Here is a 14,711-nt window from a genome sequence, read left to right on the forward strand (position 1 = left end):
TCTTGTAGTTCTGCCTGATTGCGGTACAATTAATAGAGCTTTCTTAGCAATCCCCTTGATTCATCGCTATTTGTGCCATAATATTAAAAACATGCAGGTTTGATAATCAGATCTCATTCCTGTCGCTCTTACCGAATGTATATGTCCAACGTACTCATTTTCGAAAGGAGTAGGATATGACGAATTTCATTTACAGCACCCTGGAGACGATCGGCTTTGCCCACCCCCTCCACCCCGCCCTGACCCATATCCCCATGGGCATGGTGATCGGCTGTTTCTTCTTTGGCCTCACCGCTTTTTTTACGAAAAACAAGACCTATCTCAGGACAGCACTCCACTGCTCGGTGGTAGGACTGCTCTTTATCTTACCCACAATTATTGCAGGGGTCCTTGACTGGCAGTACTTCTACAGCTCCACCCTCAGCTTTTTCATCATCCTGAAATTCATACTGGCAACGGCCCTCACTGTGCTGTTGGCATATTCTGCGTGGGTTAATCTTAATGGCGGCAGCACCAAACAACTCCTTATCCTGTATACCCTTTGCCTCGCATGTGCCGGAGGGCTTGGTTTTTCCGGTGGTGAGCTGGTGTATGGTGGATAAGTACCGATCCATATTCTATTACAAACTTTGGAGGAATAATTTTATGTCGAGGAAACTCTTCACCCCGATCGCTGTTCTTACCTTACTTGTGTCATTGTCTCTTGTTTCAACGGCCTGGTCAGTCGATTACCAGCACTCGCTCGATATCGAGAAGATGAACTTTTCCTGGAGTGTGAACGGGGACAAGCTTGATGTAAAACTGTCTGCCCCCACCACCGGTTGGGTTGCTGTTGGTTTCAACCCCAGCAAAAAGATGAAGGATGCTGACATCATTATCGGCTATGTCAAAAAAGGAAAAGTTACAATAAAGGATGAATTTGGATCAGCACCTACCCAGCATAAAAGTGATGAGAAGATTGGCGGTACAAGCAATGTGACCGTTGTGGGCGGTTCTGAGGAAAACGGTGTTACTACCATCGAGTTTTCCATCCCTCTCAATTCGGGTGACACCAAGGATTCGGTCATCGACCCTGCTGCCGATACCGTCATCATCGTGGGCTACGGGACTGAACGTGATTCTTTCAAGGTGAAACACGTATTCAGGGATACACTTACCGTCAACCTGGCAAGCGGCCAGAAAAAATAGGCTGACGTCAAATCGGAATGAGACGCCTGCAACTCATCTTCCACCTGCTGCTGTTCGTGACAGTCGCGACCAGCGCGGTGGCAGATGATCCCGTCATTACCGAACAGCAGGCGGCAACGGGGGTTGTCGAAAAAACCGGGGAGTTTATTCCACTGGATGTGGTCTTCAGAGATAGCGAGGGGTCCAGTACCACTTTGCGGGCCATTATCGACAAGCCGACCTTGCTGCTGCCGGTCTATTACACCTGCCCGCAGATCTGTTCGTTCGATATGGCCAATCTGGCACTTGCCCTGCAGCAGACCTCCATCCCTCACGACAGTTTTAACATTATCACTTTAAGTTTTAACGAGGAGGAAGCACCCCGCCATGCCTCTGCCGCAAAAAGGAGCTACACAGCCATGCTGGCAGAAGATTTCCCGACGGATAACTGGCATTTCCTGGTCGGGGAAAAGGAAAACATTCTCATGGTGACGGAGGCAATCGGCTATACCTTTAAAGCGGCCGAGGACGGGCTCTTTCTCCACCCATCTGCATTGGTGGCAACCGGAAGCGACGGGAAAATCATCAAGTATGTTTACGGCTCCTTCCTCTCCGGCGATGTGGACTTAGCCCTCTCAGAAGCAGCCAAGGGTACTCCGGCCACATCGATCAAAAGATTCCTGGCCTACTGCCTGAGCGGCGAGGTACAACAGAACAAAACGGTTTTTCTGATACTGAAATCCTCCGTTATCGTTTTGGTGATTATCGGGGGAGTTTTCCTTGTCCGCTTATTGCGGCGGGAAGAATAACGCTTTTCTTACATACGGGAAGAACACATGTCGGAAGTAAAATCATTTTTTGAGACACCGGCCCCACCCCACCTGACCGGCATCAAGGCGTGGCTGTTAACCCACGATCACAAACGGCTCGCCATCATGTACCTGTGGGCGGTGATGTTTTGGTTCTCCATTGCCCTTACCATCGGTTTCCTGATCCGGATTGAGCTCATGACCATCGGGCCGACAATCATGAGTGCGGAACTCTACAACTCCGCTTTTACCCTGCATGGGGTGATCATGATATTCCTCTTTGTCATCCCGGCAATACCGGCCATATTCGGTAACTTTATTTTACCGATCCAGCTTGGGGCGGACGATGTGTTTTTCCCGCGACTCAACCTGATGTCCTGGTACCTGTACATGATCGGCGGTCTCATGGCACTGGTGTCCCTCTTTACCGGTGGAGGTTTTCCTGACACGGGCTGGACATTTTACGTCCCCTTCAGCGTCACCACCAACAGTAACGTACCACTTACGGTATTAGCGGCATTTACCCTGGGTATGTCGTCCATGCTCACAGGCCTCAACTTCATCACCACCGTGCATCGCATGCGCATGAAAGAGATGGGCTGGATGCAGATCCCGCTGTTCACCTGGGCCCTGTATGCTACAGCCTGGGTACAGCTGCTCGCCACACCGGTTATATCCATCACCCTGCTGCTGGTCATCTTTGAAAGACTCTTCTCCATCGGCCTGTTCGATCCTGATAAAGGTGGTGACCCGGTACTCTACCAGCATCTTTTCTGGATGTACTCCCACCCGGCTGTGTACGTCATGATCCTGCCCGGAATGGGTGTTATTTCCGAGATCATCCCCACCTTTTCACGAAAAGCGATTTTCGGATACAAGGCCATCGTCTATTCATCCATGGGTATTGCTGTTGCGGGTTCACTGGTCTGGGCCCACCACATGTACACCAGCGGCATGAGCGACACGGCCATTTTTGTTTTCTCATTACTCACCTTCCTGGTGGCCATCCCCACGGCGGTAAAAGTCTTCTCCTGGGTGGGGACAATGTATAAGGCCTCCATCCAGATGACCCCCCCCCTGCTCTACTCCATGGTATTTATTTATCTCTTCTCCGTGGGAGGACTGACAGGGCTTGTGCTGGGTGCGGCCGGAACCGACATACACGTCCACGATACCCATTTTGTCGTAGCTCATTTTCATTTCACCATGTTCGGCGGAACCGGCTTTGCCTTCTTCGCCGCACTCCATTACTGGTGGCCCAAGATGTTCGGTATCATGTACGATTTTAAAAAGGCGTATATCGCAGCCACGCTTGCAACCGTCGGCTTCATGTTTCATTACGTACCGATGTTTGTACTCGGGATGATGGGTATGCCCCGACGTTATTATGACTATCTCCCCGAATTTTCCAAGGGAAACGGACTGGCTGCACTCGGTGGCCTGCTGCTGTTTAGCGGCATCATGCTGATGCTCATCAATCTCATCCTCAGTTTCAGGAAACGTGAAGTAGCAGCAGCAGACCCGTGGGGAGGGGTGACGCTCGAATGGTCGATACCATCACCGCCACCCGTGCATAATTTTATCGACAAACCAACGATCAAGGACTACCCGTACGATTTCAGCGACGTCCTGAAAAAAGCGGCCGGGGAGAGCAAATGAGACAACATGAACGATCAAGGATAACCGCATGAAAAGCTCCAATGACTTCATTGGCATACGAATAGGGATGTGGCTTTTCCTCTACTCCGAGATCATCCTTTTTGGGGGATTGTTTGTGCTTTATGCCGCCTACTTTCACCGCTACCCGGATGAATTTGTCGAAGGCGGCAAGCAACTCGACAGGGTGATAGGGGCCCTCAACACCATCATTCTGCTGGTCTCCAGTTTTACGGTGGCATCATCGATTACGGCGATTCGGCTTGGCAGTAAAAAGTTGTCCCTCGGCTTAATCGGCTTCTCCTTTTTCTGCGGGGTAGTATTCCTGGTCAACAAGTACTTCGAATGGGGTGCCAAGTTTCATCACGATTTGTTCCCCAATTCAGAAACACTGGTAACAGGCCCCCCGGGTCAGAATATTTTTTTCGGGCTGTACTACGTTATTACCGGTCTGCACGGGTTGCACGTTATCATCGGCATGACGCTCCTGGCTGTAAGCTTTGTACTTGTTGCCCGCAACAAGGTCAACGCCGACCGTTTTGCCATGCTGGAAAATTCCGGTTTGTACTGGCATCTGGTTGACCTGATCTGGATATTTGTCTTCCCTCTGTTCTATCTGGTACTGTAAGGAGTTGCCATGACTCAACAAACACAACATCTTATGTCCTACGGTAAGCTCGCTCTGGTGCTGCTGGTTCTGCTTATTTTGACAGGTGTGACCGTTGGTATCAGTTACCTGGATATGGGTATCCTCAATGTCCCAATCGCCCTCACCATCGCCTGCCTGAAGGTGAGCCTGGTCCTTCTTTTCTTTATGCACCTCAAGTACGAAGGCAAGGCGATTACCATATCGTTTTTGAGCACCATCGGTTTTCTGGCAATCATGATCAGTTTCACATTCTGGGACGTCGCTTTCAGATAACAGCTGAATTGTTTTAATTATGAGACAAAACGGACACTCATACAACACTGTAAACCACCTGCCCAGACGGTGCGTTTACACGACCATTAAGGGAAATTGACTATGGACCCGGTGTTAGGTGTTGATCGCGCCTTCTGGTATATTTTCGTTGTTTCAGCGGTCCTGCTGACCGGCATAACCGCCGTGATGATCTATTTCGTCATTCGTTACCGGCGAAGCAAAAATCCGGTACCCGAAGACATCCGCGACAACTGGATGCTGGAGATAATCTGGACGATTATCCCTACCCTTATCGCTCTCTCCATGTTCTGGGTCGGCTGGTCCTCTTATACCGGGTTACGCAATGTTCCTGAAGATGCCATCGAGATTGAGGTCCTGGGTCAGATGTTTTCCTGGATTTTTATTTATGATAACGACAAGGAAACCGAGGATGAACTTGTGGTTCCGGTTAACAGGCCGATCAAGCTTAATATTGAATCACTCGATGTTCTGCACAGTTTTTTCATACCCGCTTTCCGGGTCAAGGCGGATGCGGTAAAGGGACTGCCCACCTATGTCTTCTTCCACCCCAAGGAAGTCGGTACATACCCAATACTCTGTACCGAATATTGCGGCACTGAACACTCCGGCATGGTCGCCACACTGGAGGTGGTCTCCGAAGAAGAATACGAGGCCTGGCTTGAGGAAGAGGAATAACCTCATGCACATCATCACCGAGACAGGCAAACTCACAAAGGCCAGACTCTGCCTTATGGTTGGTTTGTCTGCGGCGTTCGGTTTTCATCTCTACGGTCAACCGGCAGGATTCTCACTGGCTGCGGTCGCAATAGGGGTTTTCCTGCTTGCGTGCGGAGGTGCAGCACTAAACTCCATCCAGGAAAAAGAGTACGATGCAACATTTGAACGTACCCGTACCAGGCCGCTTGTTACCGGTTCGCTCTCCTTGCCAGCAGCATATGGTGTAGCAGCGATCACTATTGGAGGAGGGCTTATCCTGCTTTGGCTCTGCTGCGACTCAATTACGCCAATGCTGATAGGTGTTGTGGCCCTGCTCGTATATAATGGGATGTACACCCCACTGAAACCTTACACCGAATTTTCCCTGATACCGGGGGGGGTAAGCGGCGCGCTGCCGCCACTCATCGGCTGGAACGCAGCTGGTGGGACCCTGACAGATCCGCTCATCTGGGCTGTAATGGCCCTGTTCTTTCTCTGGCAGCCACCACATTTCTGCCTGATACTGCTCGAATACCGGGACGACAGGAGAAAAAACAAGCGGTACATCAATCTGGCAACACGCTTTTCCACGCCCGGAGTTAAGAAAATCATAAGTATCTGGCTGTTTTCCTTCACCACCGTTGCCTTGTTTTTTACCTGGCTGCCCGGGCTCCTGAGCCCTCCGGCAAAACTTGCCCTGGCACTCGCGGCCCCTCTTTTCCTTGCTGGCTTTCTCTATCACCTGCATGTTCACCGCCGTCCACGGTATAAACTGCTTTTTATCTCGCTGAACAGTTATCTGCTCTGTTTGATGATGCTGCTTACTGTCGGCTCAACAATCCAGATATGAACGATATGAAAAGTCGTATTTCTTCTTTTTGCTCTGCACGTCTCCTGATTCTTATACTGACAGTACTGCTTTTCTCCGGCTGTAGCAGTCAACCCGAGAAGCAACTCCCGGTAATGGGGGAGATCAATAAGGATTTCACCTTTATCAACCAGGACAGCCAGGAAGTGACACCTGCTGTCTTTACCGGAAAAGTAGTCATCACCGACTTCTTTTTCACAACCTGCCCCTCGATCTGCCCGATCATGAAACGCCAGATGCACCGGGTCTATGAAGTGTTTAAGGAAACACCCGACATACTTTTCTTTTCTCACACCATTGATCCGGAACACGACACCCCGGAAGTGCTGCATAATTTTGCCCAAGGCCTTGGCGCCGATACCCAGAAGTGGCAGATGGTGACAGGCGATCAGGATGAGATCTTTGCCATGGCCAAACATTATATGCTGGGTGCCATGAAAAACGAGGATGTCCCTGGTGGATATATCCACAGCGGTTCATTTGTTCTCGTAGATAAAAAGAAACGGATAAGGGGCTATTACAACGGGACGGACGAAGCCGAAGTGGATATGCTCATCACAGACCTGAGGATATTGCTGAATGAAGAGTAAAATCACATCTGTTCTGTACAAACTCTTGTGGCCTGTCACACTTGTTATGCTGTGCATCACTCCACTTACCGGCAAGGAAACTGGAAAAGGTGAACAGTTGTACCTCGCTCATTGCGGCAAGTGCCACGGCCGTGAAGGGAAAGGGTTTCTGCAACTCTATCCCCCGCTTGAGAAATCACATTTTTTAAGTGATGATATCAAACAGCTCCCCTGTATTATTCGCAACGGGCTGAAAGGTGAGCTCGAAATAAACGGTAAACGCTTCAATGGAATCATGCCGCCGAACCAAAGGATTTCACCAGAAGAGATGATCATTCTCACCAGCCACCTGCAAAAACGCTGGGGAACAGGTGAAACCGACCTCGACATTCCACTCTGGCTTGAACAATGTCCGGATTAACACCTACATTAAAAAACTGGAGAATCTCATGAAAAATCGTGCAATCGTGCTCAGCTTCCTTTCACTCATTCTGTTCCCGTTTCATATGGTCTATGGAGACAACAACCAACTGGCTGATGAAGTGATGGCAATACATGATGAGGCGATGGCCAAAATGACCCACATGCACGAGCTGAAACTGAAACTGCAGGATCTTCAGGAAAAGCAAGGACCCTCCGATCAAATTACAACTGCAATCGAAGACCTGCAAAACGCCCATAAAGGAATGATGCAATGGATGAGGGCCTACAAAGCGCCTAAGACTCCACAGGAACTGGAAGCAGCAGAAACCTATCTCCTTCAGGAAAAAGAAAAAATCAAGAAGGTGAGTGAGGCTATCAATTCAAGCATCGCCGGTAGCGAGAAAATCCTCACCCAATAGCCCCCTCCGCCCATCTAGGTGAAGTTGCCCCTTTCAGCTGAAGACCTGACATAAAGCTGGATTACAGGTGAATCATTTGACAAACAGCTCGCCCCTGCCGCATATATTCATTTTATTAATTCTCAACCCACCAATCCCATGAGAAATATTTTCAATGAGCCATTGTTGCATTTTCTGATCATCGGGGCCGTTTTATTCTTGGGGTTTGCAAGTTTTCAGACCCCCGAAGACGCTGCCGACAATACAATTACTATTTCACAAGACGACATCAACGTATTGAAGGCAAACTTCACCAGGACATGGCAGAGACAACCGACCCCGGGAGAGCTGGACGGCCTTGTTGAAGAGAAAATCCGTGAAGAGATTGCCTACCGCGAAGCCCTGGCAATGAGGCTTGATCTCGACGATGCGTACATCCGGCGGCGTTTGAGAATGAAACTGGAGCTCATGCTGGAGGACATCGTTGAAAATATGGTTCCCACAGAAGAGGAGCTTACTGAATTTCTGGAACAACACCCGGAACTGTTCAGGCAGGAAGAACAGATCAGCTTTTCACATGTATACCTCAACGGCGACAATCACAGAAATTCCCTGGACCACGACGCGGACCAGTTGTTGACGCAGCTCAATAAAGCAGGGGCAGATATCGATCCAGAACAGTTCGGTGATGCTACCATGCTGCCCAGGACCTATCCGCTGTCTCCCCTGAGCGTTATAGGCAGGCAATTGGGTGACATGTTTACCAGAAAGCTCTCCGGCATGGAGACCGGAAAATGGCAGGGGCCGCTCCCATCCAGCTATGGTTATCACCTGGTTCTGGTCCATGAGTCCATAGAGGGTCGTGCCCCAGAGCTTTCTGAAATCCGACCTATCGTTGAACGTGAGTTTAATGCAAGACGGCGAAAAGAGGTTAAGGATACAACCTATACAAAACTACGTGCAAGGTATCAGATCATTGTGGAGCAGAGTTCGAATTCATAGCCATGAAGCATTGAAAATCACTTAAACTCTACAGCCTGTTCTTTTTCCTTCTGCATTTTTTCTATTTATGGCAGCCGCCTCCCGTATTGTGTCATGAAAGCCAGCCGGGAGCCATTGAATTAGAGGAAACTGGCCCGGCCAGATACAAAATCACCTGGCGTGCTCCCATTTATTATGGCAAGCCGCATCCTGCCCGTCTGGAGCTTCCTGAAGAGTGGAAAACCATAGGCCAACCCACGGAGCGGCGTAGAAGTAACGATATAGTTTTCGTCCGAACAGTTAACATCGGTGAAGAGGGTATTGACGGCAAGATCATCCGCTTTCCAGGTCTTGAATCAACCATTACCGATGTATTTGTACGGGTAAACAGGGCAGACGGCAGCCAGATGACCACCGTGGCCCGACCAACAAAGCCATGGGCTGAGCTGCGAGGAGAACGACCGTGGCATGAGACCTCACGCCAACTCACCTTTGCCAGAATGATGTAATCAACGGATCCCCAACATATCTACAACAGTTGTTTTTTGCGCTGCCTTTTCACCAGAATAAAACGAATGACCACCATAGAGATAAGATAAACAAGAGCAGCACAGATAAATCCTACAATCACACTTCCTATCACGAGTGGGATAATAATCTCCTGGCCCAAGGCCATAACCACACGAAACTGATCCAGCACCGCCCAGATATCAATCGTGACAAGTTTGGCAGCAAGATCAAGAAACTGGGCATAGACCTCCCGAACAGCCGGCCCTTCCCAGAAAAGGCTGCCCACCCAATAGTTAAAGGTGTATATCGGTGCAATAGTCGCGACGTTCGTCACCCAGACAGTGAGCATGGCAGCGGCCCTGTTCACATTTATTACGGTGGCAATTGCCAGAACTAAAAACAACTGAATACCAAAAGTCGGAGTCAGGGCGATAAAGGTACCAAGCGCAAACCCACCGGCAATTGATCGGGGTGACCGCCTGAGACGAACCAACCATTTGATCACGGATCTAAACGGTATAACAAGTTTCTTTCCTTTTTGTAGAACCAAGTGCTCGAACCGATTTTTTCAAGATAACATAGTGCATAGGTACAGATACTGCTGACTGCATCGTCTTACCCGTCAGGTATCTGTCCTACCTTCGATAGACAAAGTAGGGAATTTTGGCAGAGTTACAAGCAGGAAAAGGTGACAATATTCCATACGATGCTTTTTCAATGATCACTCAAGCTCCCTCTCGTCCACTGATCCTATCAATTTGCTTAGCCGGTGGCAAATGTGGCTACCTGATGTTTTTTTAGAATCTATTATGGTATCAATCAGTATACGACAGTTTACTTGTACCAACAATTTTCTCTATTTGTCGAAGACGAAATGAAACAAAACTCCGGTTGGGTCTACCTGCTCATGATTTTGCCCCCGCTCTTCTGGGCGGGAAACGCGACACTGGCCCGGTTTGTTGCCGACCTGATCCCACCGGTCGCATTGTCGTTCTGGCGCTGGGTTATTGCCTTAGCAGTCCTGGTGCCGTTCACCTGGCCTTATGTCCGGAGGGACTGGCCAAAAATCAAAAAAGGTTGGAAAAGTATTATCCTGCTCGGCCTGCTCGGAATCGCTTCCTTCAATACCCTGCTCTACACGGCGGCCCAGACAACCACTGCGATTAACATTTCACTGACCCAATCGGTCATGCCGGCAATTATTGTCCTGGTGAGCTTTGTTCTGTTTCGTGAACGAATTAGCATACGGCAATTATTTGCCATTGCCCTCTGCATACTCGGTGCGGGTTATATTATAATCCGCGGCGACATTGAGAGGCTGGTGGACCTGCAATTTGTCAGGGGCGATTTGATTATGTTGCTGGCAGTTACCCTTTATGCGCTCTATTCTGCACTTCTGCGTAAGCGGCCGAATATCCACCCGCTGAGTATTCTGACAACCACCTTCAGTGTCGGTGTTGTCTTCCTGTTTCCGCTCTATCTCTGGGAAACCCACTCTGCTCCTCCTCTCGTGTTATCACAACCAGTCATTCTCAGTCTTGTTTACGTCGCGTTCTTTCCATCCATTCTGGCCTATTTATGCTGGAATCGAGGAGTCCTTGAAATCGGTGCAAACCACGCAGGACTTTATATCAATCTCCTGCCACTTTTTACCGCCCTGCTGGCTGTTTTTTTTCTTGGGGAACGCTTCCAGAGATACCATATAACCGGCATATGCCTCATCTTCTTTGGTCTGCTTCTTTTCAACCTCCCGTTTCATCGTAAACAATATGATTCTAGAAATTGACCCTCAAACGAAAAAGGAATTGCAAGAACTCCTGTCCGAGTTAGGCCCGGACACCCCTGTCCTGATTATTGCCAATCTTCTTACAATAGTACTGGCCATGGTCCAGGGATGGAGCATCGTTTCGCTACTTTGGGTGTACTGGTTTTAAATTGTCATTATCGGATTTTTCAACTGGAAGAGAATGAGGAAACTTGTCCGGTTCTCAGCTGAAGGTGTTGGAGGGAAAACAGCGCAGAAAATTGAACCGACAGGTCAGCTCAAGACAAAAATGTCCTGGTTTTTTTGCGGGCCATTATGGTTTTTTCCACGTGATCTATCTCATTTTTATCGTCACCGTTACCCGGTCATTCTCCAAGATTGCCACGCTCTCGCTCGCCCTCAGCATCACTATTTTTCTTTTCAATCACTTTTTTTCCTACCGATATCAGCTCAGGAAGGACCTGGAGGGCTGTCCAGTCATCCTCAACATGATGTTTCTACCCTATGCCAGGGTCGTCCCAATGCATCTGATTGTATTTATCGGCCTCATGATGGGAAAGAAAGGATCCAGTACAGAACTTTTCTTGTTCCTCTTCCTCAAAACCCTTGTTGACCTTGCCATGCATCTCATTACCCAAGTGAACTGGAAGACAGATATGGATCCCGGCTGGGCAGAACATCTTAAACGAGCTGGGGAGAAATCAAAAAAGAACACCGGGAAAAAAATGATGTGCAGAACAGAAGAAGAACCCTCAAACAAAGGCTGAAAATATGGCTCCTGGTTGGCTGGGTCGGTTTTCTGGCTCTGGTTTTGGCCGGTGGGTTCCTCATGCAGGAAATCGGCAGCATGGTTGCCAGATAACAGTACGGAAAATGCAAAAAGAATGTGAATTGAATACTTGCATATAGGTTGTTTGTCTTCGGCCAGTTACCCTCCACTCTACCTTCTCAGATCAAGAATATAACGGGAAAACATTGACATGCGCAATTTGTTAGAGTATACTAAAAGACCAGTTTAGTGAAATGGACGTTCGATTTTCTGATAATCCAACGTCTTTTTTCCAAATCACATCTTGTGGTAGTTCTACTATCAGATTTATGCCCTTCAGCTGTTTCGTCTGAGCCAATCGGCACAAAAGAAAAGATACAGATATCATAGTTTACCAACCTTATTCGCACAACTCCGTGTTGAATTCTCGCAAGGTACGGTTCGGTAATAATTCTGGAGGAATACTATGCAAAACAGAACTCTCCATGCTGATTTTGGAAGGGAACGGGTGCGTACAGCTTTGCTGCTTGCAGCAGGAACCGGTAGCCGTCTCTCTCCGCTAACAGATATGACCCCTAAATGCCTCGTCCATGTTAATGAATTTACGATTCTTGAGAGACTCGTACGCTCCTTACAGGACTATGATTTCAAGCGGTTGGTCGTTGTTGTCGGTCATCAGGAAGATTCGGTTCGTGATTATCTTGGCACAAAGGCTGGTGGAATAGAAATATCGTATATAACCAGCCCATTTTACAAAACTACAAATAATATCTATTCGTTATGGTTGGCCAGGAAAATCATAGATGAGCCATTTATGCTTATTGAAAGTGATCTGGTATTTGACAGCCAAATGCTGAAAGGGATGCTGATACCTGATCGCATGGCAGTTGCAAAAATACGCCCTTGGATGAATGGAACAACAGTGACCGTAAACAGATCCAATAAGGTTGACGCCTTCCATTGCGGTATCAATAAACTGAACACAAGCCATTTCAAGACCGTCAACATATACAGTCTCTCCAGAGCTACCTGGAGAGCAGTTTGTAAAAAACTGGACGGCTACATCTCTAACAACTTAGTGAATGGATACTATGAAACAGTCTTTGCCGATATGGTGAGCGAAGGATGCCTCTCCTTCTCACCGGTATTCTTTGACTCCAGCCTCTGGTATGAAATTGATACCCTGGACGATCTGAGAGCGGCTGAAACCGTTTGTGAACTTTTCGATCACCAACTATCTACTCTACAATTTATCAGTAGTTCCAATCTGGCGATCCATTCCGCTGGCCTTGAAAGTGCTGTGTCATCAACCTCTTCGTTAAAGGTTGTTCATTAAGAATGATGCCCGACAAAACAACTACCGCAGAAGAACGCTACGAATATATTTCCAGTCAACATGGTGGATATTGGCGTGATAATTTTATTGATCACAACTATCTCTATAATCTCTATTTCCCGCCTGAGGATTTTTTCAGTCATTGTACAGAAAACCTCCATCAACTTATCCTCAATTACCCTGTCGGCCAAAGTGAGATTGCCCACCTGGCAGGTAAGTTGATTCAACAGCCCCCTGAGCAAATTGTGGTAGGCAATGGAGCTGCAGAATTTATTAAGATTCTTGCCGGGATGAATCGACAAATGATTGTGCCGGTCCCGTCGTTTAATGAATATGTCAATGCCGCCCCAGCAGGAAAGGTTGTTGAATTTCCACTACAGGCACCATCTTTCCAGCTTGATGTCAATTCGTTTGCAGACGAAGCTATTCGTACCAAAGCACGTATAGCGGTGGTTGTTTCACCGAATAATCCGACATCGCTACTCGTTCCTAAGTCAGAGCTTATTCGGCTACTGGAAATCCTGCTTGATCATAACTGCATACTCATAGTCGATGAGTCTTTTATCGATTTTGCTGAAAATGGTGAGAGTGAAAGCCTTGAAAAGGACATTGGAGATTTTCAGAACCTGGCGATTATAAAAAGTATGAGCAAGGCCTATGGTATCTGCGGAATACGGATAGGCTATCTCCTCACCGCCAACACCGACTTTCGGGCACAGATCCAACAGGGTCTCCATATTTGGAATATAAATGGATTTGCTGAAGAGTTTCTGCGACGAGCGCCGCAGTACAAACAGCAATTCAAAACGAGTTGCGAGAAGGTGCAGGAAGATCGGGACGAATTTTACACACTCCTTTCACTCATTCCAGGAATGGTGGTTTATAAACCAGCTGCGAACTATATTTTTTGCCGTTTGCCGGATGATGGTCCTTCCGCTCCCGAAGTAACCGAAAGACTGTTCGTCGAACACAATATTTACATAAAACACTGTCAGGGTAAAACATTGCCTGAATCAGATCGTTATGTCCGAATAGCAAGTCGGACCAAGAAGGAAAACCTTGCACTTACAAAGGCATTACGTACTGTTCTTGAACTGGCTTAGGTGAGTATGAAAACATCGCAAAAAACTATCCTGTCCTACGCTGGAGATCTTCCCAATATCTGTTCACTGGTTGGCCTCAGCTGTTCTCTGCTTGCCATCTATTTTTCTATACTTGGTCTATTCCATGCAGCAATGATCGGTATGATCTGGGCAGTGTTTTTTGACTGGAGTGATGGCATTATCGCCAGAAAAATGAAAGGACGTACTGAAGAACAAGGGTTATTCGGGGCACAACTTGACTCACTTATTGATATTGTCAGTTTTGGCGTCTGCCCCGCGATTTTCCTGCTCAGTTATGGTCATTTCAGTGCCTGGTACCTGCCTGGTGCCTTTTTCATACTTGCAACCGGGGTCATTCGCCTGAGTTATTTTAATGTCTTTGGGTTGGTTGACAAGTCGACCTACATAGGCCTTGCCCTGGATAATAATGTTCTCCTGCTGGCTGTCGTCTTTCTGTTTAATTCGACGATGAGTCAGGGAGCATTCTCGATTGTACTTTATATCGTACTCATACTTTTGGCGGTGTTGAATGTTGCACCGATCAAAACACCCAAGTTTACAGGCAAATGGTATTGGACCCTCACCACCTATACAGTGCTGATGTCGATACTCTTTTCCTGGCAGTGGTGTACCCTTTAATCGTATGACTCGAGTAATTTTATGAATAGAGAGATGAGAGTACCCACACCTCGGTTGAGAGAGTGCATATCAAACAGTG

At 47.9% G+C, this 14,711-nt stretch carries 20 protein-coding genes; 19 read left to right on the top strand and 1 reads right to left on the bottom strand.

Going from position 1 to position 14,711, the window contains the following annotated elements; translation table 11 throughout:
• Positions 1-176: 176 nt before the first annotated feature.
• From GA520_RS22050 to GA520_RS22110, 13 genes are all read left to right on the top strand, one after another.
• On the top strand, positions 177-602 hold the full coding sequence (locus tag GA520_RS22050) for a DUF2231 domain-containing protein (protein ID WP_163340666.1): 426 nt from the start codon (positions 177-179) through the stop codon (positions 600-602).
• A 43-nt stretch (positions 603-645) separates the two neighbouring features.
• Complete coding sequence (locus GA520_RS22055) at positions 646-1,188, top strand: DOMON domain-containing protein (protein WP_163340668.1); 543 nt, start codon at positions 646-648, stop codon at positions 1,186-1,188.
• Positions 1,189-1,205: 17 nt separating this feature from the next.
• Positions 1,206-1,976, top strand: a complete 771-nt coding sequence (locus GA520_RS22060; protein ID WP_163340669.1) for an SCO family protein — start codon at positions 1,206-1,208, stop codon at positions 1,974-1,976.
• Between the two features lie 27 nt (positions 1,977-2,003).
• Complete coding sequence (locus GA520_RS22065; RefSeq protein WP_163340671.1) at positions 2,004-3,635, top strand: cbb3-type cytochrome c oxidase subunit I; 1,632 nt, start codon at positions 2,004-2,006, stop codon at positions 3,633-3,635.
• Between the two features lie 28 nt (positions 3,636-3,663).
• A complete protein-coding gene (locus GA520_RS22070) occupies positions 3,664-4,260 on the top strand; it encodes a cytochrome c oxidase subunit 3 family protein (RefSeq protein ID WP_163340673.1) in 597 nt (198 codons plus the stop codon).
• A gap of 9 nt (positions 4,261-4,269) precedes the next feature.
• On the top strand, positions 4,270-4,554 hold the full coding sequence (locus GA520_RS22075; RefSeq protein ID WP_163340675.1) for a cytochrome C oxidase subunit IV family protein: 285 nt from the start codon (positions 4,270-4,272) through the stop codon (positions 4,552-4,554).
• A gap of 102 nt (positions 4,555-4,656) precedes the next feature.
• On the top strand, positions 4,657-5,250 hold the full coding sequence (gene coxB, locus GA520_RS22080) for a cytochrome c oxidase subunit II (RefSeq protein ID WP_163340677.1): 594 nt from the start codon (positions 4,657-4,659) through the stop codon (positions 5,248-5,250).
• Positions 5,251-5,254: 4 nt separating this feature from the next.
• Positions 5,255-6,121, top strand: a complete 867-nt coding sequence (locus GA520_RS22085; RefSeq protein ID WP_163340679.1) for a protoheme IX farnesyltransferase — start codon at positions 5,255-5,257, stop codon at positions 6,119-6,121.
• Between the two features lie 5 nt (positions 6,122-6,126).
• Positions 6,127-6,729, top strand: a complete 603-nt coding sequence (locus tag GA520_RS22090; RefSeq protein ID WP_205749413.1) for an SCO family protein — start codon at positions 6,127-6,129, stop codon at positions 6,727-6,729.
• Complete coding sequence (locus tag GA520_RS22095) at positions 6,719-7,129, top strand: cytochrome c (RefSeq protein ID WP_163340683.1); 411 nt, start codon at positions 6,719-6,721, stop codon at positions 7,127-7,129. The genes GA520_RS22090 and GA520_RS22095 overlap by 11 nt, the downstream gene beginning before the upstream one ends.
• Positions 7,130-7,157: 28 nt before the next feature.
• Complete coding sequence (locus GA520_RS22100; protein WP_163340685.1) at positions 7,158-7,550, top strand: hypothetical protein; 393 nt, start codon at positions 7,158-7,160, stop codon at positions 7,548-7,550.
• Positions 7,551-7,715: 165 nt separating this feature from the next.
• Complete coding sequence (locus GA520_RS22105) at positions 7,716-8,531, top strand: peptidyl-prolyl cis-trans isomerase (protein WP_163340687.1); 816 nt, start codon at positions 7,716-7,718, stop codon at positions 8,529-8,531.
• 86 nt (positions 8,532-8,617) lie between these two features.
• Complete coding sequence (locus GA520_RS22110; protein WP_163340689.1) at positions 8,618-9,019, top strand: hypothetical protein; 402 nt, start codon at positions 8,618-8,620, stop codon at positions 9,017-9,019.
• A gap of 20 nt (positions 9,020-9,039) precedes the next feature.
• Here the strand turns inward: GA520_RS22110 and GA520_RS22115 are convergent, their stop codons facing one another.
• Positions 9,040-9,525 carry a DUF2062 domain-containing protein gene (locus GA520_RS22115; protein WP_163340691.1) on the bottom strand — a complete coding sequence of 162 codons (486 nt, stop codon included), beginning with the start codon at positions 9,523-9,525 and terminating at the stop codon, positions 9,040-9,042.
• 369 nt (positions 9,526-9,894) lie between these two features.
• Between GA520_RS22115 and GA520_RS22120 the strand changes: the two genes are divergently transcribed.
• The 6 genes from GA520_RS22120 (at position 9,895) to GA520_RS22145 (ending at position 14,632) form a co-directional block, all read left to right on the top strand.
• Complete coding sequence (locus tag GA520_RS22120; protein ID WP_163340692.1) at positions 9,895-10,806, top strand: DMT family transporter; 912 nt, start codon at positions 9,895-9,897, stop codon at positions 10,804-10,806.
• Positions 10,790-10,954 (top strand): DUF6498-containing protein, encoded by a 165-nt coding sequence (locus GA520_RS22125; protein ID WP_304511264.1) that lies wholly within the window; start codon positions 10,790-10,792, stop codon positions 10,952-10,954. The genes GA520_RS22120 and GA520_RS22125 overlap by 17 nt, the downstream gene beginning before the upstream one ends.
• Before the next feature lie 43 nt (positions 10,955-10,997).
• Positions 10,998-11,552: a DUF6498-containing protein gene (locus GA520_RS22130; protein WP_163340694.1), complete on the top strand. Its 555-nt coding sequence runs from the start codon at positions 10,998-11,000 to the stop codon at positions 11,550-11,552.
• Positions 11,553-12,020: 468 nt separating this feature from the next.
• Positions 12,021-12,890 (top strand): sugar phosphate nucleotidyltransferase, encoded by an 870-nt coding sequence (locus GA520_RS22135; protein WP_163340696.1) that lies wholly within the window; start codon positions 12,021-12,023, stop codon positions 12,888-12,890.
• A 2-nt stretch (positions 12,891-12,892) separates the two neighbouring features.
• A complete protein-coding gene (locus tag GA520_RS22140) occupies positions 12,893-13,993 on the top strand; it encodes a histidinol-phosphate transaminase (RefSeq protein WP_240910263.1) in 1,101 nt (366 codons plus the stop codon).
• A 6-nt stretch (positions 13,994-13,999) separates the two neighbouring features.
• Positions 14,000-14,632, top strand: a complete 633-nt coding sequence (locus GA520_RS22145; protein ID WP_163340697.1) for a phosphatidylcholine/phosphatidylserine synthase — start codon at positions 14,000-14,002, stop codon at positions 14,630-14,632.
• Positions 14,633-14,711 lie beyond the last annotated feature (79 nt).

The organism is Desulfopila sp. IMCC35008 (genome assembly GCF_010646885.2).
Taxonomy (GTDB): domain Bacteria; phylum Desulfobacterota; class Desulfobulbia; order Desulfobulbales; family Desulfocapsaceae; genus Desulfopila.